Origin of the sequence: Tissierella simiarum, assembly GCF_018917865.1 — a bacterium.
GTDB lineage: Bacteria > Bacillota > Clostridia > Tissierellales > Tissierellaceae > Tissierella_C > Tissierella_C simiarum.
In genome coordinates, this window is record NZ_JAHLPM010000021.1 from 1 (window position 1) to 23,328 (window position 23,328).

23 protein-coding genes and 1 pseudogene are annotated in these 23,328 nt (G+C 31.0%); 13 read left to right on the plus strand and 11 right to left on the minus strand.

All coding sequences use genetic code 11. The features are described 5' to 3' along the window. Positions 1–215 precede the first annotated feature (215 nt). Both KQI42_RS17975 and KQI42_RS17980 read left to right on the plus strand, forming a co-directional pair. Positions 216–356 carry a hypothetical protein gene (locus KQI42_RS17975; protein WP_216521779.1) on the plus strand — a complete coding sequence of 47 codons (141 nt, stop codon included), beginning with the start codon at positions 216–218 and terminating at the stop codon, positions 354–356. 210 nt (positions 357–566) lie between these two features. Next, complete coding sequence (locus KQI42_RS17980) at positions 567–1,319, plus strand: acyl-CoA dehydratase activase (RefSeq protein ID WP_216521780.1); 753 nt, start codon at positions 567–569, stop codon at positions 1,317–1,319. A gap of 140 nt (positions 1,320–1,459) precedes the next feature. Here KQI42_RS17980 and KQI42_RS17985 read toward each other — a convergent pair whose 3' ends face one another. From KQI42_RS17985 to KQI42_RS17995, 3 genes are all read right to left on the minus strand, one after another. Further along, a complete protein-coding gene (locus KQI42_RS17985; protein ID WP_216521781.1) occupies positions 1,460–2,557 on the minus strand; it encodes a sensor histidine kinase in 1,098 nt (365 codons plus the stop codon). Next, on the minus strand, positions 2,557–3,243 hold the full coding sequence (locus KQI42_RS17990) for a response regulator transcription factor (protein WP_216521782.1): 687 nt from the start codon (positions 3,241–3,243) through the stop codon (positions 2,557–2,559). The genes KQI42_RS17985 and KQI42_RS17990 overlap by 1 nt, the downstream gene beginning before the upstream one ends. A gap of 287 nt (positions 3,244–3,530) precedes the next feature. Next, entirely contained in the window at positions 3,531–4,388 is an 858-nt protein-coding gene (locus tag KQI42_RS17995) for a CPBP family intramembrane glutamic endopeptidase (protein WP_216521784.1), read from the minus strand. Between the two features lie 263 nt (positions 4,389–4,651). Here KQI42_RS17995 and KQI42_RS18000 point away from each other — a divergent pair, with 263 nt between their 5' ends. From KQI42_RS18000 to KQI42_RS18015, 4 genes are all read left to right on the plus strand, one after another. Beyond that, positions 4,652–5,863 carry an ROK family transcriptional regulator gene (locus tag KQI42_RS18000; protein ID WP_216521786.1) on the plus strand — a complete coding sequence of 404 codons (1,212 nt, stop codon included), beginning with the start codon at positions 4,652–4,654 and terminating at the stop codon, positions 5,861–5,863. A gap of 3 nt (positions 5,864–5,866) precedes the next feature. Further along, a complete protein-coding gene (locus KQI42_RS18005; protein WP_216521788.1) occupies positions 5,867–6,421 on the plus strand; it encodes a chromate transporter in 555 nt (184 codons plus the stop codon). 13 nt (positions 6,422–6,434) lie between these two features. Further along, complete coding sequence (locus tag KQI42_RS18010) at positions 6,435–7,019, plus strand: chromate transporter (protein WP_216521790.1); 585 nt, start codon at positions 6,435–6,437, stop codon at positions 7,017–7,019. Between the two features lie 212 nt (positions 7,020–7,231). Continuing rightward, positions 7,232–11,488: a 2-hydroxyacyl-CoA dehydratase gene (locus KQI42_RS18015; RefSeq protein ID WP_216521792.1), complete on the plus strand. Its 4,257-nt coding sequence runs from the start codon at positions 7,232–7,234 to the stop codon at positions 11,486–11,488. A 26-nt stretch (positions 11,489–11,514) separates the two neighbouring features. On the opposite strand, the gene KQI42_RS18020 is transcribed toward KQI42_RS18015, so the two are convergent. After that, positions 11,515–12,885, minus strand: coding sequence for an aldehyde dehydrogenase (locus KQI42_RS18020; protein WP_216521794.1), 1,371 nt, complete (start codon positions 12,883–12,885; stop codon positions 11,515–11,517). A 130-nt stretch (positions 12,886–13,015) separates the two neighbouring features. On the opposite strand from KQI42_RS18020, the gene KQI42_RS18025 reads away from it, so the two are divergent. Then, positions 13,016–13,981: a hypothetical protein gene (locus KQI42_RS18025; RefSeq protein ID WP_216521795.1), complete on the plus strand. Its 966-nt coding sequence runs from the start codon at positions 13,016–13,018 to the stop codon at positions 13,979–13,981. Positions 13,982–14,271: 290 nt separating this feature from the next. Beyond that, positions 14,272–14,796, plus strand: a complete 525-nt coding sequence (locus KQI42_RS18030; RefSeq protein ID WP_216521797.1) for a hypothetical protein — start codon at positions 14,272–14,274, stop codon at positions 14,794–14,796. Positions 14,797–14,816: 20 nt separating this feature from the next. Here KQI42_RS18030 and KQI42_RS18035 read toward each other — a convergent pair whose 3' ends face one another. Then, the gene (locus tag KQI42_RS18035; RefSeq protein ID WP_216521799.1) at positions 14,817–15,473 is read right to left on the minus strand and encodes a helix-turn-helix transcriptional regulator; all 657 of its coding nucleotides are present in this window, start codon (positions 15,471–15,473) and stop codon (positions 14,817–14,819) included. A gap of 345 nt (positions 15,474–15,818) precedes the next feature. On the opposite strand from KQI42_RS18035, the gene KQI42_RS18040 reads away from it, so the two are divergent. Both KQI42_RS18040 and KQI42_RS18045 read left to right on the plus strand, forming a co-directional pair. Next, positions 15,819–17,033, plus strand: coding sequence for a DUF438 domain-containing protein (locus tag KQI42_RS18040; RefSeq protein ID WP_216521801.1), 1,215 nt, complete (start codon positions 15,819–15,821; stop codon positions 17,031–17,033). A gap of 152 nt (positions 17,034–17,185) precedes the next feature. Beyond that, positions 17,186–17,650: a C-GCAxxG-C-C family protein gene (locus KQI42_RS18045; RefSeq protein WP_216521802.1), complete on the plus strand. Its 465-nt coding sequence runs from the start codon at positions 17,186–17,188 to the stop codon at positions 17,648–17,650. A 63-nt stretch (positions 17,651–17,713) separates the two neighbouring features. On the opposite strand, the gene KQI42_RS18050 is transcribed toward KQI42_RS18045, so the two are convergent. The 5 genes from KQI42_RS18050 to KQI42_RS21105 all read right to left on the minus strand — a co-directional run bounded on the left by KQI42_RS18050 (position 17,714) and on the right by KQI42_RS21105 (position 20,293). Beyond that, positions 17,714–18,235, minus strand: a complete 522-nt coding sequence (locus KQI42_RS18050; RefSeq protein WP_216521803.1) for a hypothetical protein — start codon at positions 18,233–18,235, stop codon at positions 17,714–17,716. Then, on the minus strand, positions 18,232–19,131 hold the full coding sequence (locus KQI42_RS18055; RefSeq protein WP_216521804.1) for a helix-turn-helix domain-containing protein: 900 nt from the start codon (positions 19,129–19,131) through the stop codon (positions 18,232–18,234). The genes KQI42_RS18050 and KQI42_RS18055 overlap by 4 nt, the downstream gene beginning before the upstream one ends. A 190-nt stretch (positions 19,132–19,321) precedes the next feature. Then, positions 19,322–19,537: a Maff2 family mobile element protein gene (locus tag KQI42_RS21910; protein ID WP_425519804.1), complete on the minus strand. Its 216-nt coding sequence runs from the start codon at positions 19,535–19,537 to the stop codon at positions 19,322–19,324. After that, positions 19,491–19,775 (minus strand): hypothetical protein, encoded by a 285-nt coding sequence (locus KQI42_RS21100; protein ID WP_246566732.1) that lies wholly within the window; start codon positions 19,773–19,775, stop codon positions 19,491–19,493. Before KQI42_RS21100 ends, KQI42_RS21910 begins: the two co-directional genes overlap by 47 nt. A gap of 2 nt (positions 19,776–19,777) precedes the next feature. Further along, positions 19,778–20,293, minus strand: coding sequence for a type IV secretory system conjugative DNA transfer family protein (locus tag KQI42_RS21105; protein ID WP_343231722.1), 516 nt, complete (start codon positions 20,291–20,293; stop codon positions 19,778–19,780). A gap of 92 nt (positions 20,294–20,385) precedes the next feature. Here KQI42_RS21105 and KQI42_RS18070 point away from each other — a divergent pair. After that, positions 20,386–20,529, plus strand: a pseudogene (locus KQI42_RS18070) (IS200/IS605 family transposase); the annotation flags it as partial. A 158-nt stretch (positions 20,530–20,687) separates the two neighbouring features. Here KQI42_RS18070 and KQI42_RS18075 read toward each other — a convergent pair. Then, positions 20,688–21,617 (minus strand): TDT family transporter, encoded by a 930-nt coding sequence (locus KQI42_RS18075; protein ID WP_216521805.1) that lies wholly within the window; start codon positions 21,615–21,617, stop codon positions 20,688–20,690. A gap of 232 nt (positions 21,618–21,849) precedes the next feature. On the opposite strand from KQI42_RS18075, the gene KQI42_RS18080 reads away from it, so the two are divergent. Both KQI42_RS18080 and KQI42_RS18085 read left to right on the plus strand, forming a co-directional pair. Next, positions 21,850–22,416: a DJ-1 family glyoxalase III gene (locus KQI42_RS18080; protein ID WP_216521806.1), complete on the plus strand. Its 567-nt coding sequence runs from the start codon at positions 21,850–21,852 to the stop codon at positions 22,414–22,416. An 18-nt stretch (positions 22,417–22,434) separates the two neighbouring features. Continuing rightward, complete coding sequence (locus KQI42_RS18085; protein WP_216521807.1) at positions 22,435–23,118, plus strand: TIGR00266 family protein; 684 nt, start codon at positions 22,435–22,437, stop codon at positions 23,116–23,118. Positions 23,119–23,328 lie beyond the last annotated feature (210 nt).

Consider the following 23,328-nt stretch of genomic DNA (forward strand, 5'->3'; position numbering starts at 1 on the left):
TAATTAATGAAGAGTATTTAAATCCAGTAAGGATTAAGGTAGTATAAATGTAAACTGTGAGCACTTGCTTTCAGCATAGGGCGTACTTGGACACGCCAAAAAGAATAAGGCTTCCTAAGGAATTAGGTTGAAAAGTAATAGCAAACTTCTTTACGAAAAAGAATCCCCCATCTTCTATAAGTGGGGGAGGGTTCAATATCGAGGAAAAACAGGGTATGGCGAACATTGGAGCTGAATTTAATAATTGGCAGGGGAAAATTAGGAAGTTTTATACTTTAAACATGATCCCAAATAAGGCCTACGATGCAGTTATTATAGTTAAAAATGCGACTCCAAGTACAGTTATAGGTGACTAAGCTAATTGTTTACAGCATTTTATAATATGATTAGAAGTTTAAAAAATTGAGCAGTTGTGTATATTACAATCGCTTTTTTATTATTATAAAAATTTATGCAAATTATGTATATATAGATTTTACTTATACTAGTTAATATTTATATAGTGTAATGATATAATTTGTCTGGAATGAAGATTTAATTATATATTACTCAAAAGGTGTGATTATATGTTTTACATAGGAATTGATATTGGATCAACTGCTTCTAAAGTAACCGTATTTGAAAAAGACAGTTTAAAGCTAAATTTTACCATGCCTACTGGATGGAGTAGTGTAGAAACTTCCAAGAATATAAAAGATAAATTAGAGGATGAAGGAATTAAATTAGAGGATTCAGTTATAGTGGCTACAGGATATGGAAGAGTAGCTGTACCTTATGCTAATAAAACTATAACGGAAATTACTTGTCACGGAAAAGGGACTTATTATCTATTAGGAAAAGATTGTACTGTAATAGATATTGGTGGACAAGATACAAAAATTATCACTATAAAAAATGGTAAGGTGATAAACTTTACCATGAATGATAAATGTGCGGCAGGAACAGGAAGATTTTTAGAATTAATGGCAAATACCTTAGGCGTTTCTATTGGTGAATTAGGAAATCTTGCTTTAAAAGGCGAAAATATAAACATTACCAATATGTGTACCGTATTTGCTGAATCGGAAGTGATTAGCTTAATTGGAAGTGGCGCCAAAAGAGAAGATATATCTAGAGGAGTAATAAACTCTATTACTGGAAGAGTATATTCTATGTTAAATAAACATGGTGTAACGGATACGGTTTTCTTAACAGGAGGATTATGTGAAGTAGTTTCTTTTGTAGAATTATTATCAGAAAAAATAAATAATAAAGTTGAAACCGACCCTCTAGCTAGGTATGCAGGATCTATAGGAGCAGCTTTATTGGCTATGGAGTAAAGAAGATGAATAAAGAATGACTTCTTTTGCCCATCTTCTTTAACTTTTACCTTTATCAAGCTTAACTTTTTCTGCTGAATATAATCTATTTGTTTTTAATTTGTTAAAAAATAAAGTGAGCTAAGGAAATATTCCGCAACTCACTTTATTAACCATATATTAAATTTTGTTCCTTCCCCTTGTTTGCTTTCTAGAGTAATAGATCCACCATGTTTATCTATTATTCTTTCAGCTATGGCTAAACCTAGACCAGTGCCGCCTGTCTGAGAGTTTCTTGCACTGTCAACTCTAACAAAGGGCTTAAATATTTCATTTTGAATCTCTAACGGAATGCCCATTCCTCTGTCTTCAATAGTTATTAATATTTTATTTTCTTCTTCTTTTAATTCTATAAAGAGTTCTGTTCCTTCTTGATTATATTTAATGCTGTTTAATATTAGGTTTGATAGAGCCCTATCTAATTTTTTCTCATCAAAATAAATATATATTCCATCATCAGGGACAGAAAAATCATATTTAAACTTTTTATCCTCCATTAAAGGTATATAGAGTGCTATAAGTTCTCTAAGAAATTCAGTTATATCCTTTTTTTCTAAATTTAATTCATAATCTGTTTTTTCTAGATAAGAATATTCAAATAGATCTTGAATTAAGCTACTGGCTCTAATACTGTTATTTAAAATTACTTTTAATACTTCTTTTCTTTTCTCTTCTTCTAAACCATCTTCTTTAAGAAGCAATTCAGAATAACCTATTATACTGGTAAGTGGATTTTTTAAATCGTGAGATATATCTAAAACCATTCTCTTTTTACTTTCTTCTGCTTTTTCCTTTAATTCTGTTTCTTTTTCTATAGTTTGAGCCATTTTATTAAAAGCATTTTCCAATTCGTTAATCTCATTTATTCGACTATTTTGTCTAAGTTCTACAGAATAATTTCCCTCGATTATTTTATTTACTCCTTTTAAAAGCTGCTGTAAAGGTTTTATAAATACTTTAGAAGTAATCTTTGAATATAATATGAAAGAAAGTAGTAGAACGAAAGCAGTAAATCTAAAAGTCCATTTAGGATTTAAATGGTCGGCTAATTCCTCTGTGGCAATATGAGGATATTTGAAACTTAAAAAAACAATAGATCCCATGGCTATACCAAAAATTAAAATAAAAACCAAAACTAAGGCTAAAACATAATTTAAGAATAATTGATTAGACATTTTAATTTTCAGTTTATTTTTCATCATATTTTCTCCATTCTATAGCCAATGCCTCTTATGGTTTTAATGTATTTTGGGTCCTTTGGATTATCTTCAACCTTGTCTCTTAAATGGCTAATGTGAACCATAATAGTATTGGCATCCTCGGCATAATAATCCTCCCATATGGCTTCATATATTTGCTTTTTTGTAAAGACTCTTCCTGGATTCTCCATAAAATAAGCTAAGAGTTTAAATTCCTTAGCATTTAAGGAAAGCTCTTCTCCATTTTTATATATACAGTATTTTTCTTCATCTAATTTTAAGTCTCCTATTTTTATTATTTTACTAGAAGACTCATTTGCTCCATATAGATTATATCTTCTTAATTGTGCTTTTATTCTAGCTACTACTTCTAAAGGACTAAAGGGTTTAGGAATATAGTCATCAGCTCCTAATCCCAGTCCCAATATTTTATCCTCATCCTCTACTCTAGCCGTTATAAGCAATATAGGAATATTACTGGACTCTCTTATATATTGGAGAACTTTAAAACCGTCAATTTTAGGCATCATTACATCTAATAAGGCCAAGTGAATTTCTTCTTCCTTAAAAAGTTTAATAGCTTCTTCTCCATCTTTTGCTAAAAAAGGGGTATAGCCTACTTTAATTAAATGGAGTTGCAGCAAATCCCTTATATCTTTTTCATCTTCAGCCAATAATATATTCATTTACAAACCCTCCTTAACTGATTAGCTCTAATTTTTTAAATAAAAAATAATTTCTCTAGTCCTATTATAGCTAATATACATAAAACTATTATTGATAAAAATAGTTCTTATTGTATATACAAAAAAGAAATCCATTCATTAAATCTGTAACCACTATCTTTTTATATTATAATTATATAAACTTAATTTTAAAAGAGACATAACAGAGTCTTAAAAATATCTTAAAAAGTAGCAATCATCATAATTTCTGTAGATATGATAATTTAAAAACCCCCATCTGGGGGTTTTTAAATTAATAGTATTATTGCTGCACTGAAAATTGTAAATACTAAAATACTTATAATTAAAGGCATATTAAAAATCTTTTCATTAGATATATACTTATTTTGCACTATGGGAGTATTATTGACTTTAAACAACAGCTTAATTAATTTATATACTCCCATAGCACCAAGTATGGCCATTATAGTATAAAGTAAATAATTGGTATCTCCAGCATAGCCTACATTTGGATCAGCAGGAAAAAGTTTATCCATAAATAGAGGGAATCCATTGTTTATAAAGTGGATAAGAATACCTCCAAATATAGAGTTCGTTGCAAACACTACATAACTAGCTATAAAACCTGCTACAAATGTATGGAAAAATTGGAAAGAATTTAGATGAAGCATGCCAAACATTAATCCATTTACTAAAGCCGCTACCATTCTACTTTTATTCCTATAACCATCTAAGACTATACCCCTCATAAGGATTTCTTCTAGTATGGCTGGAGTTATAGCTGTAAAAAATAAGTTCCATATAAATAGCTCATGAGCATCTTCTGCTACTATATCTGCTAAAGTACTACCAAAAAAACTGGTATAGAATTCAATAATTAAAATTACAACTGGAAGCATGCACATCCAAATACCAAATATTATTAAAATACTTTTAAAATTTAATAGATTAGGTCGTAGTATTCTTTCAGAATGATTTCTGTTTATTATTAGATATATAGCAATGGGAATTAAAAAAGCTATATATTGATAGGAATTTGATGGTATAGGCATAAATTGAATGAGTACAGACCAAGCTAAAGTCACTAAAAAAAATAAATTCACTTTAAATATAGATTTCTCTTTTCTTAATATTTTATATTCCATATAAATTCTCCTTAAAATTATTGTATGAATAATATTGTATGAATAATATTGTATAACAAATGTCAGTATAAATAAATATTTTTATATTTTACCAAATTAAAGTAAAAAATATTTGACGAGTAATAACCAATATGGTATAATCGTAAAAAAAAAGGGGTTAAATAGCACGAAAAATTATAAAATAGCATATAAATAAACTAATAAATGTTATTTTTTTAATCCATAATATCCAAAATGGACAAAACTTTGGGGAGGTAACTATAATGTTTAGAGAAACCGTTTTAATGAAATTAGATGATAACTTATTAAAGATATATTCCATTATATTTAAAGAAGGAGCTATGACTGTTAATGATCTTATGGAAAGAACAAAGATGCCTAGAACGACTCTAAATAGGAATATAAAAGAACTTATGGATTTAGAGTTATTAGAACAAGGAGGAGCAGATTACTCATCAGGTGGAAGACCAGCTTCGATATTTTCTATAAATCCAGATGGATGCTATTCTGTAGGACTAGAATTATCCAGATCAAATATAAGGACTGTAATATGTAATGGAAAATTAGAACCTATGTGGATTAATGATTTGTTTCTTAAAAAAAATAGTTACCCAGAAGAAGTTTTTAGTCAAATAATTAATATGATAGATGAAAACATTGATAGGCTAAATATTGATAGACAAAGGTTTGTGGGCATCGGTATAGGCTCTGTTGGACCATTGGATATGAGAGAAGGAATACTATTGAATCCAACAGGATTCCCCAATGAGAGATGGAACAATATATCCCTTAAAGATATATTTCAAAAATACTTTAATATACCCGTTTTTGTAGCTAATGGAGCTAGTACAGCTGTAATGGGTGAATATACAACCCATGTAAATAAGGGAATAACCAATCTTATTTATATAAATATTGGTGTTGGTATAAGAGTTGGAGTTGTATCTAATGGTACTTTAGTAGGAAGTGACATGGATAAAGAAGGGGCCTACGGTCATTTGGTAGTAGAACCTGGTGGAAAAAAGTGTTATTGCGGAAACCATGGTTGTATAGAAGTCTACTCTTCTATTCCATCAATAATTCAAGAATTTACTTATGAGTTAAAGAAGGGAAGAAAAAGTATCCTTCTTGGGAATAAAGAAATTCATAAGATTAATTTTCAAGATATTATATTGGCGGCGGAGGGGAAAGATCATTTAGCTAAAGAAGTTATTGAAAGAGCTGCTACCTATATGGGAATTGTATTAGGGAATATTATAAATACTATTCATCCTCAAATGATAATAATTGGGGGAATGATACCAGATAGTTCTAAAGATTACTATTTTAAGGCCATAGAGGTAGCAAAATCAAATATATATAATCCTGGGTCTATGAAATATATATTTTCATTACCAACCTTAGGTCATAACACTATGGCAGTAGGGGCTGCAGCATTGGTCATTGCAAAATATTTGAATAAAAAGGTGGTGTAAAGAATGGGAGAAACAATAAAAAAAGAAGTAAACATAAAAGATATATTAGATTTATTTCTTACTTTTTTTAAAATCGGATTGGTTGCTTTTGGTGGAGGGTATTCAATGATACCTTTAATTGAAAAGGAAATGGTTGATAAAAGAAAATGGATAGAAGAGGAAGAAGTTTTAGATATATTTGCTTTATCAGAGTCTATACCTGGATCTCTTTCCATTAACAATTCTATATTAATTGGAAAACGAGTAGGAAGTATTCTAGGCGCTATAGCAGCCATGATTGGTACAATTTTACCATCATTTATAATAATAATTATAGTAGCTATGGCTGCTAATACAGTAGGAAACAATCCAGTAATGCAAGCGGCTTTTGTAGGCATTAGAACTGCAGTGGCTGGATTGATATTAATTACTGGAATTAACATGGCAAGAAAAACCATAAAAAATAAATTAGAAATAGGACTTTTTGTAATTACTATAATAGGAGTTATATTTATGAAATTAAATGCCTCAATCCTTATACTAATTGGAGGGGTATTAGGCATATTATACAATAGGTAATAGGAGGGGAAACATGGTAGAGATAAAACTATTTTACATTTTTTTTAAACTGGGATTGCTAAGCTTCGGTGGTGGATATACTTTAATACCCCTCATACAGCAAGAATTAGAAAAGCAAGGTTGGATGTCTAGCAGTCAATTCCATGATTTAATAGCTATTTCAGAAGTTACACCAGGATCTGTATCCTTAAATACTGCTACTTATATAGGATATGAAATAGGAGGAGTTTTAGGAAGCATTTTAGCTACATTGGGAGTAGTATTACCTTCTCTAATAATAATTACTCTAATAACCTCTTTAGTTATGAAACAGAAGAAGGAAGGGCTGCTAGACAAAGCTTTTTATGGTATCCGCTCAGTAGTTACTGGATTAATTTTGTCGGCAGCTTTTTTAGTTGGAGAAACTTCTCTATTTAATGAATCTATCACTGTTAATGGAACTAATGGGGCTAGAAATGTTGTGAATATAATTAACGGGAAAAGTCTCGCTATATTAATTTTAGTTTTATTCTTAATGAAGAAGACTAAAATACATCCTATTTTGCTTATTTTATGTTCTGGGTTATTAGGAGTCTTAATGTTCTATATTTTTAAATAAAACTAAAGAAAATCAGCATAAAAGATAGATTGGTTATTAAAATCTTATAAAAATGGGTAAATTTCGAGAAAAGGAGACCTTTATAGTCAAAACAGCAACTTTCAACCATTTATAATATTCTTAAATAGTGCTATAATCCATATAATCATAGATTATGTAAAATATGTGTTTTTATTATATTATAAGGAGGTAGGCAGCCTAGCTGCAAAAATATGACAAAATTACATTTAGGTTTAGATGTAGGTTCTACCACAGTAAAGTTAGTAATTTTAAATAGTTCCTTCCAATTAATCTATGGTAAGTATAAAAGACATTACTCAGATGTGAAAAATACTGTTAAACAAATGTTAATGGAAGGATACAGAAATTTCAAAAATGAAAGAATAACATTAATGGTAACTGGTTCTGGTGGATTATCGGTTCATCAATGGCTTAAGATACCCTTTGTCCAAGAAGTAGTTTCTTCTACTAAGGGTATTCAGACTTTCATTCCTGAAACAGATGTAGCTATAGAATTAGGCGGAGAAGATGCTAAAATAACCTACTTTGATGGTACTTTAGAGCAAAGAATGAATAGCATTTGTGCAGGAGGTACAGGCGCTTTTATTGATCAAATGGCTTCTTTACTAGAAACTGATGCGGAAGGATTAAATAAATTAGCTAAAAATCATAAGATAATTTATTCTATAGCTTCAAGATGTGGTGTTTTTGCAAAAACTGATATACAAGCTCTGATAAATCAAGGAGCTTCTAAAGAGGACATTAGTGCTTCTGTGCTTCAGTCTGTTGTAAATCAAACTATATCAAATTTAGCTTGCGGTAGACCAATTAAAGGTAAAGTTGCTTTTCTAGGAGGACCTCTACACTTTTTGTCCAGTCTTAGAGATAGATTTATAGAAACTCTCCATCTCAAAAAAGAAGAAGTAATCTATCCAGATAATTCCCAACTATATGTAGCAATAGGAGCAGCTATATCTTCTGCAGAAGAAAAGGATATTAGCTATGAAGAATTAAAAAATAGGTTATCAAATTTAAATCAACATAGTGATTTAGAAATTAAAAAGGTAGACCCTCTTTTTAAAGATGAAAAAGAATATAAAGAATTTAAAAGTAAACATGAAATTCACCATATTAATGAAAAGGAAATTAGGGATTATAGTGGGAAAACTTTTCTAGGAATAGATGCAGGTTCCACTACTACAAAAGCTATTTTAATTAGTGAAGACAGTGAGATATTGTACTCCTATTATGGAAACAATAGAGGTAAGCCTTTAGATCAATCCATTTTTATAATTAAGGATATATATAATAAATTACCTAAAGAAAATAGAATAACTTATTCTTGTGTTACTGGTTATGGAGAGGAATTTATAAAGGCTGCTCTAAATATTGATGAAGGAGAAGTTGAAACTATAGCTCATTATAAAGGGGCTAAGTTTTTTCAACCAGAAGTAGACTTTATCTTAGATATTGGCGGACAGGATATGAAGTGTATGAAGATAAAGGATGGAGTAATAGACAGCATACAGCTCAATGAAGCTTGTTCTTCTGGTTGTGGTTCTTTTATTGAAACTTTCGCTCGTTCTTTAAATATGTCTGTAGAGGACTTTTTAAATGAAGGGCTTATGGCTGAAAACCCTGTAGATTTAGGTTCAAGATGTACTGTATTTATGAATTCCAAAGTTAAACAGGCTCAAAAGGAAGGGGCTACTGTAGGCGATATTGCTGCTGGACTAGCATATTCCGTAATTAAGAATGCTCTTCAAAAGGTAATTAAAATAAGAGATCCAAAAGAAATGGGAGAAAAAATTGTAGTTCAAGGTGGTACTTTTTATGGGGATGCAGTTTTACGTAGCTTTGAACTTATTTCTGAGAGAGAAGCAGTAAGGCCAAATATTGCAGGATTAATGGGTGCCTTAGGAGCTGCTATTATAGCTAAGGAAAGATATGAAGAAGGAAAGAATTCAAAGATATTCTCACAGGAAGATATAGATAAGTTTTCTTATAGAACTACACAAGGGAAATGTGGTAAATGTGGAAACAATTGTTTATTAACAATAAATATATTTTCTGACGGGAGTAAATATATTACTGGAAACAGATGTGAAAGAGGTGCCGGCCTAGACAAAGTAGAAGAAAGCTTACCTGATCTTTATGACTATAAGTATAAAAGGACTTTTAATTATAAGTCTTTAGATAAAAGTAAAGCACCTAGGGGAAGTGTAGGTATCCCTAGGGTACTAAATATGTATGAAAATTATCCATTCTGGCATAGCTTTTTTACAGAACTAGGATTTAGAGTGGAATTATCCTCTCCTTCTAATAGAGGTATCTATGAGAAAGGGATTAGTTCTATACCTAGTGAAACTGCTTGTTATCCAGCTAAAATTACCCACGGACATATTATGGATTTAATAGAAAAGGATATTAAATTTATCTTTTATCCTTCTGTATTCTATGAAGAACAAGAAGACAGTACTTCCGATAATCACTTGAATTGTCCTGTAGTAGCAGGTTATCCAGAGGTAATCAAACATAATATTGTAGATATCCAAGAAAAAGATATATTGTTTTTAAATCCTTTTATTACCCTAGATCATAAGGGAAGTTTAAAGAAAGAATTGATAAAGTCTTTAGAGCCTTTAAATATACCAGCTAAAGAAATCAGTAATGCCCTTAAAAAAGGATGGGAAGAGTTATATAGATATAAAAATGATATAAGGAATAAAGGTAAGCAAGTAATTTCTTATTTAGATGAGAAAGGATTAAAGGGAATAGTTTTAGCCGGAAGACCTTATCATATTGATCCAGCTATAAATCACGGTATTCCAAATCTTATTACATCTTTAGGAATGGCAGTGTTGACAGAAGACTCTATTGATCATTTATCTGAAATAGAAAGGCCTTTAAGAGTATTAGACCAGTGGACTTATCATTCAAGGCTCTATAGAAGTGCAAATGTTGTAGCCAAGAAAGATAATTTGGAACTTATTCAGTTGAATTCTTTTGGTTGTGGGCTAGATGCAGTTACTACAGACCAAGTACAAGAGATTCTTCATGATTATGGTAAGATATATACTCAATTAAAAATAGATGAAGTAAGTAATTTAGGCGCAGCAAAGATTAGAGTTAGATCTTTAAAGGCAGCTTTAGAGGAAAGGAAAAAGAGAGGTTATACTTCTGAAAAGATTATAGGAACAGAGGATAGAAAAATGTTTACTAAAGAGATGAGAGATAAACACACTATCTTAATTCCTCAAATGGCACCTACACAGTTTAAAATACTAGAAGTTGTATTTAATAGCTGTGGGTATAATATGGAGGTTTTATCTTCTGTAGATAAAGAAGCTGTAAATGAAGGATTAAAGTATGTAAATAACGATGCTTGTTATCCTTCCATTATGGTAGTGGGTCAGTTTATCTCTGCTTTAAAGTCTGGAAAATATGATTTAGACAATACTTCTCTTTTAATTACTCAAACTGGAGGTATGTGTAGAGCTTCTAACTATGTAGGCTTTTTAAGAAAGGCATTGAAGGAGGCAGGGCTTTCTCAAGTTCCTGTAATTAGTGTTAGTGCTCAAGGTATAGAGAAGAATCCTGGATTTACTTTTACCTTAGACATGGGGAAAAAAGGAGTTATGGCAGTATTATATGGAGATTTATTAATGAGACTTACTTTAAAAACTAGACCATACGAAAAGATAGCAGGTTCTACAAACCTCTTATATGATAAATGGCTAGATAAATGTATAGAAGCAGCAAAAGTTGGTAGTAAAAAAGAATTTATAGAAAACATATCTAGTATGATTAAAGACTTTGAAGACTTAGAAATTAGGAATATATCTAAGCCTAAAGTTGGTATTGTTGGAGAAATATTAGTTAAATACCATCCTGTAGCTAACAATGAGCTTATAGAGATTCTTGAAAAGGAAGGGGCAGAGGTAGTAGTTTCCGATTTAACAGATTTTCTATTGTATTGCTGTTATAATGCTACTTTTAAATACAAACATTTAGGAAAAGGTGTAGGAGGAAAACTGGGTGGAGATATAGGAATAAAGTTTATTGAATCCTATAGAAAGTATGTTAGAGAAGCCTTAAATAATAGTGAGAAATTTGAAGCACCTTTAACTATATATAAACTAGGAGAATTAGCAGAAACCTTAATATCCCTAGGAAATCAATCTGGAGAAGGATGGTTGCTAACAGCAGAAATGTTAGAATTAATCGAAGCCGGAGCAGAAAACATAGTCTGTGTTCAACCTTTTGGATGTTTACCTAACCATATTACAGGAAAAGGTATGATAAAAGCTATAAGGGACATTTATCCTAAAGCCAATATAGTTCCCATCGACTATGATCCAGGAGCTAGTGAAGTAAATCAGCTTAATAGGTTAAAATTAATGTTATCTACAGCCCATGATAACTTAACCTATGAAGATGAAAAGTTAATAGATTCTTATAATGTATAGAAATAAGGATGGAGATTTCTCCATCCTTATTTTAAAAATTTTTTAACTAAGCTTAACTTTCCTTCAAAAGGAGCATATCTAATAGGCAAATCAAATTTAATGCTTTTATTTAAAATACTTTTATAATGTGTAAAGGTATCAAAGCTGTACTTTCCATGGTATCCCCCCATGCCACTATATCCTACACCACCAAAGGGCATATAGGGGCTTGATAAATGCATTATTGTATCATTGATACATCCACCACCGAAGGATATACTTCCTATTATTTTGTCTGTTATTGATTTATTAGAAGAGAATACATATAAAGCTAAAGGTCGAGGTTTTTCTTTAATTTCTTCTATTACTTTATCCAAGTTATTATAGGTCATAATAGGTAATATTGGACCAAAAATTTCATCATCCATAACAGGATCTTCCCAAGTAACTTCATCCATTATAGTTGGATCTATATGAAGCTTTTCTATATTGTAGTTTCCACCATAGATTACTTTATTTTTTTCTAAAAGTTTAATTAGCCTATTAAATTGTTTTTCATTTATTATTTTAGGATACTCTTTATTGGTGCTAGTATTTTTTCCGTAAAATTCATCTATGTATTTAATCATCCTGTTTATAAGGTTATCTTTTACATCCTTATGGACATATACATAATCTGGTGCTACACAAGTTTGACCTGCATTTAAAAATTTACCCCAAATAATTCTTTTTGCAAAGAGATCAATATCTCCTTCTTTATCCACAATGCAAGGACTTTTTCCTCCTAGTTCCAAGGTTATTGGAGTTAGGCTTTCGGCTGCCTTTGCCATAACTATTTTACCTATGGGAATACTGCCTGTATAGAAGATATAATCAAATTTTCTTTCTAAAATCTCTTGAGAAGAAGTTTCATGACCGTCTATTACATATATAAATTCTTGGGGAAAATTATCATTCAGCATTTCGCACATAAGACTAGTAGTATATTTTGAAAACCTAGAAGGTTTAATAATAGCTGTATTGCCTCCACTAATAGCACCTATTAAAGGAGCTATGGAAAGTTGAAAAGGATAATTCCAAGGAGACATTATCAATATATTTCCATAAGGCTCGGGATAAATATAACTTCTAGATTTAAAGTTGGTTAGTTGTGTAGGAACTTTTTTAGGCTTTGCCCATTTATTGATATATTTTAAAGTGTGGGTTATTTCACTTAAGACAATCCCAACTTCAGTAGAGTAACCTTCAAATTCGGACTTACCCAAATCTTTATATAAAGCTTCTAATAAAGGTTTTTCATATTTAATGATTATCTTTTTCAGCTTATTTAAAGCGTTTATTCTAAAGGATAAATCTTTAGTAGCATTAGAGTTAAAGAAATCCTTTTGTTTTTTTAAAATTAGGTCAATATCCTTCATATTATCACCAACCTTATTATATTACTTTAATTATATAATATTGTAACGAATTTGTAACGACTTAGAAAGTAGAATTTGATATATTTAGGGTATAATAGTTACATAAAATAAAAATGAAAGAAGGGATTATATGAAAAGAAATATAATCATACCTTTATTAATAATGACTTTGGTTATATTTATAACTCTTTCAGGTTGTAGCAAAAAGAAGCCAGAGGTAAAAGAACCTAATGAAAAGATTGAAGATACCAATGAAGTAGTTAAGGAAGACGAAAATCAGAAAGAAAAAATAATGAAGAATTTTAAAGCTATAGTTGAAAGTGACAATGGTCCTGATGCAATCATTAAGTATATAGAAGAAAATATTGGGAAAGTTTCTCAATTAGAAGGGGACAAGATGATTAGTGACCTTGAAAAGACCCAAGAAAAATATTTAGAAACATATACAGATATGCTTCTTGATGAAGATAAAGAAAGCGAACTAATGAGTATTTCTTCTGAAGAAATATTTTTCCCTGAAGATAAGATGAAAGATATAAAGAACAAGGAATTAAAAGAAATTGTAAGTAAGATTTTTAATAGCAAGTATAAACTAATTAATTTAGAAGGAGCTTATTATCCAATAATAGATTATGAAAAGTTAAAAGTATATAATAATCATATTACTGATGAGTGGAAAGAATATATCGCTATAAAATCTATAGATTCTAATGAACCAGCTATAATAGATGCAGGATTACGAATTACTTTTGATGACTTAGCTAGTAGAATGATAAAGATAGAAAGTTTTATCAAAAAATACTCTGAAGGTCAAAGATATGAAGAAATGCTAAGATGGTATGGAGGCTACCTAAAGGTATATTTAGGAGGAACAGATAATACTCCAATAGCAGATAATAATACTAAGAAAATACATGATGAGGTATTTGATAGTTACAAAAGAACTTCTAATATGAAAAATACTGTAACAAGTGAGATAGTTTCTAAATATGTAAGCATTATAGAAGATAATAACAAAATAATAAATGACACTGTAACTTCAAAAATTACAGGACTCTACAATGAGGCTATTTCACTTCTTGAAGAGCATAAATAAGCCCACCATAGGCATAGTTCAACCCCTTCAAAAAATTAAGAGCTGTGCCTATTTTTTTGATTTTTGGCAGAAAATTGGGGATAATATTATTAAGGGAGGCGAGATATGAAGGATTTTATATTTGTTAACTTAGGATATTTTCAAAAAAATTAAAGGGAGGAGAAACTATCGAAACCGACAGTGAGGATTCAGATGATGATTACGACCCTGCTATTTATCTAAGGGAGAATCCAAAATTATCTCATAATTATAACCCTTATACTAAAGAATTACATTTAGATATTTGCGAAGTGGTAAATGGTAAGGAAATTATTATTGGCGAGTTAAAAGGTCATTTTTTCGATCTAGTTCAACTAGGAAAAGAGAAAAAAATAAATAATATGATTTCTTTAATTTATCAATATGATGAAGAAACCTTTGACATTTGTAATTGTTTAATTAAAGAAACAGCTTGTTTTAAAAAAGAAGGAGCAAATATATATCACTTGGACCGACTTTTTATCTATCCTCAATATAGAGGTGGTGGAGTTGGGAGATATGTATTAGATACCTTTGAAAAGAATATTAATTTATTTTTACAAAATAATGTTAGATATATAGGGCTTTTCCCAGATCCTATTACTGATGATCCAGAGTATGATTCTATGGAATCTATGAGCAAGGAAGAAAGGGATATAGCTGTAAAACATTTAAAGAATTTTTATTCATCTCTAGGATTTGTAGAAATGAAAGCTAATACAGACTATATGTATTTAGATTTAAATAAATTGAACACATATAAAAGACAATTACCTTATAATGTAATTTATCAATAAAACCAGCTAAATAGCTGGTTTTATTGTATTTTTGTTCTATATTGCTTGGGAGTAATCCCTTCAACTTTTTTAAAAGTATAACAAAAATAGCTTTGACTATTAAATCCACATTCAAAAGCAATATCCAATAGAGAAAGAGAAGTGTTTTTCAGTAGAAGTTTAGATTTATCAACTTTTACTTTGCTTATATAATAAGAAAAACTATACCCTATATATTTAGGAAATAGGTTTGAAAGATGGCTCTTACTTACATGAATTTCTTCTGCTACTTTTTCAAGGGTTAAATCTTCATTAATATGATTATGTATATAAGCTAAGGCTGCGTTAATAATAGGATGTTTAGTATATACATATCTGCTATTGATAATATTCATATAAAAAATTATAATTTCTTCTCCTAATGAATACAATTGTTCAAGGGAGGTTCTTTTTTCTATTTCTTTAATAAAACTATTTCTTTTTTCATATACACTTTTCTTGCAGGCAGAATTAGTACAAGCATTTTTATATAAAATACAGTTTAGACATATTAGGTGGTTTTTTATAGACTTAAAACAACAGCCATTTCCAAAATCATATTTCTTAAAGTCGTTAAACAATTCTCTATAGCAGATAATAGCTTTATTTTTGTTCTTACAATTTACTTCTCTAATTAAGTCATCTTCCAAAAGCATCATAAAATCATCCCCTTTAATGTAATATAAAATTTAAAAAAAGATAGTTATTTTTTAAATAATTTTATTAGAAGTCATTATATAATTTAATCAATGAAATTGATAATCATTATCATTAATTAAATTATACTAATTATGTAGGAATAATTCAAATAAAAAAAGTATTAAAGATATTAGACTTTCTTGAAATACTTAGATAACTGTAGAGAAAAGTGCTTAAGTACTTTTTTCTACAGTTATTTTATTGGATTATCTAAATTATTAAAAAAATTTATTTTTTTATCTTATTATATATTAATGTTTAAGGGGTACTATATTCTATAAATAGAAGTAGTTAGGAGTGATAGAATGAGTGAATTAATCAATAATAGAGAATATAGACAAAATATGTTAAAAGAAGTTATTAAAGAACTTCATGAAGGAAAAACAGTAGAAGAAGTCAAGGGTAAGTTTGCTAAAGTTATAGAGGGAGTATCTCCAACTGAGATATCAGAAATGGAGCAACAGCTTGTTAAGGAGGGTTTACCTATTGAAGAAATCCAAAACTTGTGCGATGTCCATGCAGCTGTGTTTAAAGGATCAATAGAAGAAATTCATCATCCAGAAGAAGTTCCCGGTCATCCAATCTATACGTTAAAAAAAGAAAATGAAGCAATTAATAAGTATATTGAAGAAAGAGCATATCCTAACTTAGAAAAATTTAAATCTGAAGATTCTAAAGAAAATATTACCAATCTTATTGAAGATTTTAACTTACTTTGGGATATAGACAAACACTACAGTAGAAAAGAGAATTTAATATTTCCTTATTTAGAGAAATATGGGGTTACAGCTCCACCGAAGGTTATGTGGGGTGTAGACGATGATATAAGGTCTATGATTAAAGATGTGAAATTAACGCTTATGAATTATAAAGGGAATAAAGATGAAGTTATTAATAAAATTGAGAATACTATTAGTCAAATAAAAGAGATGATTTTTAAAGAAGAAAGTATCTTATTTCCTATGAGCTTAGATACTTTAACAGAAGATGAGTGGATTAGTATTTACAATGAAAGTGATGAAATTGGATATGCTATAGTAGCTCCAGAAGTAGAGTGGAAACTTAAACGAATAAATATAGAGGGAAAGGAAGAATCAAAGGGAGAAATTGAAGGAGGATATATAAAGTTTGAAACTGGAATTTTATCCTCTAAAGAATTAAATCATATATTAAATAGTATACCTGGAGACATGACTTTTATTGATAAAGATGATATAGTAAAGTATTTTTCTCAAGGAAAAGAAAGGATATTTCCTAGAACTAAAGCTGTTATAGGTAGAAGTGTTCAAAATTGTCATCCACCAGCAAGTGTTCATATAGTAGAAAAAATGCTTGAAGATTTTAAATCGGGTAAAAAAGATAATGAGGATTTTTGGATAAAAATGGGGAATATTTTTGTTCTGATCAGATATTTTGCAGTTAGAGATAACTTAGGAAACTATTTAGGTACATTAGAGTTCACTCAAAATATAGCACCTATTCAGGAAATTGAAGGAGAAAAAAGATTATTATCAAAGTAAGAAGATAAAGTTTAAACTTTATCTTCTCATAATTTATAAGACTATTCATGAAATTTATACACGATCTCTATATATTAATATTATCTATTTGAAAGATAATGGCAGTTTATGTAGAATATATGTGAATAGACATATGGAGGTGTGTATAGGTAATGGATAGAAAAGAATTAGTCGAACTGGTTAAAAAAGAAGCAGAAGGATATTTTGAAAGAGGAGAATTTTTTTGTTCAGAATCAGTCGTTCAAACTATAAATAATTTATTAGGTAAACCTTATGATGAGAATATAGTAAAAATGGCTTCTGGATTTCCTATTGGTATGGGAAAATCAGGATGCTTATGTGGTGCCGTAAGTGGTGGACAGATGGCACTTGGTATGGCATATGGTAGAGTTCATGGTGAACCTATGAAAGAGGAAATGTTCCCAGTTGCGGCAGCTTTACATGATTTTATTAAGGAAGAATATGGTGCTACCTGTTGTAGAGTTATTACTAGGCAATGGGCAGGAGATAACTTCCAAAGTCCTGAAAGAAAGAAGCATTGTATTGAAATAACTGGAAAAGTTGCAGAATGGGTAGCTGATAGATTAATTGAAGATGGACAAGTTGAAGTAGAATAAGAAACCTACCATCAGTTTAACTGATGGTAGGTTTTATTCAATCTGATGTGGCTACTCAACTGTCTAATCGCCGGATTCATCATCTATCGAAAAACTTGTTAACGACATAAGAAACTCCATTTCTTCATCCGTGACATCCTCATAAAATGTTAGATATTCTGATGGGACAGGAAATGACTTTATAGTTTCTTCTGATACTTCCGTCTTAATTATATTTGTATCTTTATAAACCGTAATCGTATACAGTTTTTCTAATTCTCCATCGTTATAAACTGCGACAGGAGATTTGTAAGCCACAATTCTATACAAGGGCGTGCTGTCCTTCAATGCGTTCTTTATTTCTTCTTCGTTATCTGTAAAATCTGAAGCTACATTATTTAACCCATTGAATTGAGATAGCATATCACTATCTTCAATTGTGTTAATTAATGTATCGTCTTCTGCTGAATAGATTTCTATGCGGCATAGGCGTTGCAGTTCTTGCGAAGTATGTTCACGATTATTGTCCGTCGTTCCAGAAGAACAAGCACTTAAAATAGCAATTATTAGCGACAATATGATGGTAAAAACTATTTTTTTATTCATTTTGAATTTCTCCTCTCTATCAACAATTTACATACTGTTACCAACAAAATACAGAGCAAAACTATGATGGGAATAACGGGGCTCCAGGCATTTGTGAGTATTCCAATTACTACCGCTATTGCAGTAACAGGCAGAGCCACATAGACCCATGTAAACTGTCCTTTCCTACTTTTATTCGACATATACTGTGTGTTTTGTGCAATCATATTTTCCGCATGAATTGCAATCCCTGCGAGAATAAAGAGAGCGACCCAACCTGCATGAAAAAACCAAGACAGTCCATTGCTGACATTATTATCAATATAATTGTCGGCAATCAGCGTTATCTGAGGGCTAAGAATTAAAATAATCGCTCCGACAATTATCATCAAAACATATTTCTTTTGATTTTTTTCATGCTCCACCCTAAACTCTTTGAGTGTTGTGTCATCAAATAATAGAGGTTTTTTGCCTATTTCCTGATACCGTTTAGGCTGAAAAATATGCCATATTAATACTGCTATACCGATAGCCATAGTTATCCAATACAATGTTAATGCTACCTGCCTGTAAACAGGAACACAGCCAAATATATTTGACAGTATTATCAAACTAACGCCAACAGCTATCCTTTTGGCTCCCTGCCGTTTATAAGAGAGGAAGCCGTCAATCATTTCGCGGCTAATATAATACCCTCCATTATATTGATTATCCTCTGTATGCTCATCTTTTAGAAGATAATCTAAGGTAACACCAAATATTGTACTAATCTGCAGTAATTTTTTTGTTTCCGGTGTACCTCTGTCACTTTCCCACTTACTCACAGCTTGACGCGACACATCTAAATGCTGTGCAAATTCTTCTTGTGAATATCCGTGCTCTTTTCTAAGAGCTTTTAATTTTTCACCAAATGTCATATGTGTTCACCTCTTTTCTGTCTTTAATTATAAATAATATGGCGCTGATATACAACCAAGTTGGTGTTTCCTACTGTCAACTTGACGTTGCATCTCGAAAAAATATCGTAATATGCGCCTTTTTAGTATTCTGATAAAGTAAAATTTGTGAATACATTTTCCTGTCCGTTGGCTGTCAATCATGTTGTTATTAGCATTCGGTGCTTGCTTCCTTATGCATCCTGCCCATTCGCGCCCGGATTATCGGAGCATAACCTTCCAAAAGGTTGATAACACCCCATACGGCAAGGCCCGCGCCAAGAGCAACAACAAGGGTCTGCAAGGTACTAACTGCACTCGTAAAAAATCCCATAATCTGATTACCTCCATATTTTCGTTTTGTTTTCGGGTACAAAAAAACCGCCATGTCTGGCGGCTTCCTCGTCGGCGCTTACTTTATAAACGGTATACTGCTCATTTGGATTGAGCTTTTTCATGCGGCGATTTACCAGCCGGGCAGGGTAAAAGGCGTTTTTCTTGTCGGCTTCGGCTGTACGCCTGTAATTGGGGTGTTTTTTCAAATCATATTTCGGGGAAAGGAATGGACGCAGGCCCCGAAGCTGTAAAATGCACTTGTTGCCCGGCATGGTGGTCAGTTCGTCCATTGTCATAAGCTCTTTGCCGAGCCGTTGCAGATTTTGTCCGTAGCTTTCCGACTGGTCCCGCATGAAATGAGGATGCTTTTGGAAGTCTTACCGCTGGCGAGCTTGAATTTTTTATACTGGCGAACGGCGAAGTGATGCGGGTTTCGCTTCTCCAATCCCATAAACATATAGTCCACGGTATTTTTGAAGTTTTCATCATCTTCCTTTGTTTCCATGCTGTTAATCATATCCACAAGGGTATTGATATGGCGTTCTTCCTCCGGCCCTTCAAAGACGATATACACGATTAAAGCGCAATACAAAAGCGTTTCCGCTTTCGTCCAGAACAGGTCGCCCTCTGTGTTCTCAATCAGAGCGTTGACAAATTTCAAAATATCGCTTTCCGTCTTGATGTAAGAAAGCGGGTTATAGTGCATTGACCGGGCAAAATCTATGCTGTTGAATACCTTGATTTTGTGGCCCTGCTTTTGCAGAAAGGAGCCAACTTGCCCTAAAATACCGCCTTTCGGGTCAACCACCACATAGTGTGTAATGTGATAGCTCGTATTTTATTTTGATATTTCCTTATCCTGCATAGAATAAGGGGTTTTGTAGTTTTCTTAATACATTTGGCTCATATGTGAGTACAGTTGGGAGAAATAAAAAAGTAATAGAAGAATATATAAAGAAACAATCACAAGAAGATATAGCATATGACCAATTGAGCATGAAAGAGTTTGTAGATCCGTTCACTGGGGAAAAAATAAAAAACTAGATACAAGAAAAACCCCTTTAGGGGTTGCTTGAAAGAATAAAGTGGTTGGCAGACCTTTCAATGTGTCTTGAGATACAGCAAGTACCATGCTTTTATAGGGCTAGAGCAAACCATCATTTACGGGTGGTCATGATTTATGATCTTTAATATAAATTTTTTTATTTAGCAGTCTCATTTGTAGAAAATAGAAAGCTTGTATATCTAAACAATACATAAAGTACAATTATAACTGCCAATAATTCTTCAAACTTTACAACATATTTTAGAATAGCTATTGGTTTTCCTATATTAGCTAAAAATCCATTAGTTAACTTAATAGAAATTGCACTAATAACTAGTGGGAATGTAAAAGCAGAATAACTTGGATAGAATTTTAGTTTCAATAATTTAGGTAATTGTGATAATATGCATAGTAGTGTAAATTGTGATAAGGCTACTAATAGCCAGATAATAAGTATGTTTTTTTCAGGGAATGAATTCATATATCCTGCTAAACAAAGACTAGCTGGTGCAGAAAAAATTACAATAGTAGGTAATGCTGGCTCAGGTATTTCTTTAACTTTAAGAACTCTTTTAAGAATAATTGGCAACAGTATTAAATAAGATATAAAACCAAACCAAAATAGAATTTGTCCAATATTTACCATGCTAAATACAGGGGCAGTCACACTTCCAGCTACTATTCCAACATAAACAATAAACCAGCTTGGGAAGACTTTCTTAATATTAAAGTTAATTATATATTTCTTTGTAAAATTAATAATTAGTAGAACATGAAGAATCAAACCGATAATCCACATGCCAAATGCTAATGTTGCAGCCAATGGTTTAACATATGCAGACAAGAGCATAATTCCCATAGAAAGTGTAGGAAAAACACTGGCAACTACAGGATTATCTAAACTTTCAGCTACTTCTTTAGGATACTTAATAATTTTTATTAATACTAAAACTAAAATGATTCCTGATAATATACCGAAAATATTTCTATATATATTGCCATAAGATAGTACTAGATTTCCTGTAGCTGCTAAAGCTAACATTAGCCCAACAATTGGTATTGGCAATTTTTTAATAATTTGACCCATATACATCCCTCCATCCTTATTGAATTTAAATGACATATTCCCTGTATAGACTAGCATAGAAATAGAGGCAAGTCCAATAAGAATTATCTATACTAAAAACGATTTTATAAAATAAATATTATTTATTTTATACGTATGCCACCTATAGTCTACAATAGAAAAATTCAACATTTCTAGAGTTTTTATTTTTCATATTATTGGTATAATATAATAATAAAGAGGAGGAGTTAATGTGAAAAAGATAATATTATTATTAGCAGAGGGATTTGAGGAAGTAGAGGCATTAACTACTGTTGATTATTTAAGGAGAAAAGATATAGTTGTAGATATGGTTTCTATAACAAATAATAATCAAGTTAAGGGAGCTCATGGGATCATTGTTGTTGCAGACAAAAATATGGAAGAGATAGACAATATAGGTCCCTATGATGGACTAATCATTCCAGGAGGATTACCGGGAGCTACTAACTTAAGAGATAATGACTCTGTTATTAAAATGGTTAAAGATTTCAATGAGGAAGAAAAATTAATAGGAGCAATTTGTGCAGGACCTATAGTTCTTCAAAAAGCAGGAGTTATTAATGGAATAAGAGTTACATCTTATCCAGGATTTGATAAAGAGTTGAAAGATGGATTATACGAAGAAGAATTGGTAGTACAGGATAGAAATATTGTTACAGCTAGAGGACCAGCGGTGGCAGTATATTTTGCAATTAAAATTCTTGAGCATTTAATAGGTAAAGATAAAGCAGAAGAACTAAAAAAGGATATTTTATTAGATTTAGTAGAGAATAAATAATTTGAAGGAAGTGTTGCTATGGAATATGAAATTAAAGGAGCAAATTTGCCTGTAGTCATTTGTAGACTCAATTCTGGGGAGAAAATAGTTTCTCAAGCTGGGGCTATGGGATGGATGTCAGAAAATATAAAAATGGATACTAATATGAAGGGCGGTCTCATGGGAGGCATAGGAAGAATGTTTTCTGGAGAATCATTATTTTTAAATACCTTTGCTTCTAGTGGAGGACCTGGAATTATAGCTTTTCCTTCATCTTTTCCAGGGAGGATTTTAGCTTTAGAATTAAAATCAGGAGAAAGTATAATTGCTCAAAAAGATGCTTTTTTAGCAGCAGAAGAATCTGTAACTTTGGAAGTATATTTTAAGAAAAAAATATCTAGTGGATTATTTGGTGGAGAAGGATTTATCCTCCAGAAGATAACCGGTCCGGGAATAGTATTCCTAGAATTTGATGGTCATATAGAAGAATATGATTTAGCTTCAAGAGAAACGATGAGAGTAGATACAGGACATGTAGCAATGTTTGAATCCTCTGTAGAGTTTGATGTAGTATCTGTTAAAGGAATGAAAAATGTTTTATTTGGCGGAGAAGGATTATTTCTTACTACATTAACTGGACCAGGAAAGGTGTATCTTCAGACTATGCCTATACAAAATTTAGCGGGACAAATATATAAAATATTCCCAAGTAAGCCGGATTAATACAGGTCGAAAGACCTGTATTTTTATATTTTTATGAATATTAATAATTTTCTCAATATTTCTTGAAATTAATTTCTCTTAATGTTATTATTAGAATAACTATATAGTTATTCTAATAATATATAAAGTATGGAAAGGGGGAAAAATTACACTTGGTTTTTTAGCATAAAGGGTGTTACAATCTAAAATTAAAAACTGAAAGGAGGATTT

Coding starts and splice junctions, on each gene's coding strand:
- KQI42_RS17975 (WP_216521779.1), top strand. CDS start 216: ATGGCGAACATTGGAGCTGAATTTAATAATTGGCAGGGGAAAATTAGG.
- KQI42_RS17980 (WP_216521780.1), top strand. CDS start 567: ATGTTTTACATAGGAATTGATATTGGATCAACTGCTTCTAAAGTAACC.
- KQI42_RS17985 (WP_216521781.1), bottom strand. CDS start 2,557: ATGAAAAATAAACTGAAAATTAAAATGTCTAATCAATTATTCTTAAAT.
- KQI42_RS17990 (WP_216521782.1), bottom strand. CDS start 3,243: ATGAATATATTATTGGCTGAAGATGAAAAAGATATAAGGGATTTGCTG.
- KQI42_RS17995 (WP_216521784.1), bottom strand. CDS start 4,388: ATGGAATATAAAATATTAAGAAAAGAGAAATCTATATTTAAAGTGAAT.
- KQI42_RS18000 (WP_216521786.1), top strand. CDS start 4,652: ATGTTTAGAGAAACCGTTTTAATGAAATTAGATGATAACTTATTAAAG.
- KQI42_RS18005 (WP_216521788.1), top strand. CDS start 5,867: ATGGGAGAAACAATAAAAAAAGAAGTAAACATAAAAGATATATTAGAT.
- KQI42_RS18010 (WP_216521790.1), top strand. CDS start 6,435: ATGGTAGAGATAAAACTATTTTACATTTTTTTTAAACTGGGATTGCTA.
- KQI42_RS18015 (WP_216521792.1), top strand. CDS start 7,232: ATGACAAAATTACATTTAGGTTTAGATGTAGGTTCTACCACAGTAAAG.
- KQI42_RS18020 (WP_216521794.1), bottom strand. CDS start 12,885: ATGAAGGATATTGACCTAATTTTAAAAAAACAAAAGGATTTCTTTAAC.
- KQI42_RS18025 (WP_216521795.1), top strand. CDS start 13,016: ATGAAAAGAAATATAATCATACCTTTATTAATAATGACTTTGGTTATA.
- KQI42_RS18035 (WP_216521799.1), bottom strand. CDS start 15,473: ATGATGCTTTTGGAAGATGACTTAATTAGAGAAGTAAATTGTAAGAAC.
- KQI42_RS18040 (WP_216521801.1), top strand. CDS start 15,819: ATGAGTGAATTAATCAATAATAGAGAATATAGACAAAATATGTTAAAA.
- KQI42_RS18045 (WP_216521802.1), top strand. CDS start 17,186: ATGGATAGAAAAGAATTAGTCGAACTGGTTAAAAAAGAAGCAGAAGGA.
- KQI42_RS18050 (WP_216521803.1), bottom strand. CDS start 18,235: ATGAATAAAAAAATAGTTTTTACCATCATATTGTCGCTAATAATTGCT.
- KQI42_RS18055 (WP_216521804.1), bottom strand. CDS start 19,131: ATGACATTTGGTGAAAAATTAAAAGCTCTTAGAAAAGAGCACGGATAT.
- KQI42_RS21910 (WP_425519804.1), bottom strand. CDS start 19,537: ATGGCGGTTTTTTTGTACCCGAAAACAAAACGAAAATATGGAGGTAAT.
- KQI42_RS21100 (WP_246566732.1), bottom strand. CDS start 19,775: ATGGACGAACTGACCACCATGCCGGGCAACAAGTGCATTTTACAGCTT.
- KQI42_RS18075 (WP_216521805.1), bottom strand. CDS start 21,617: ATGGGTCAAATTATTAAAAAATTGCCAATACCAATTGTTGGGCTAATG.
- KQI42_RS18085 (WP_216521807.1), top strand. CDS start 22,435: ATGGAATATGAAATTAAAGGAGCAAATTTGCCTGTAGTCATTTGTAGA.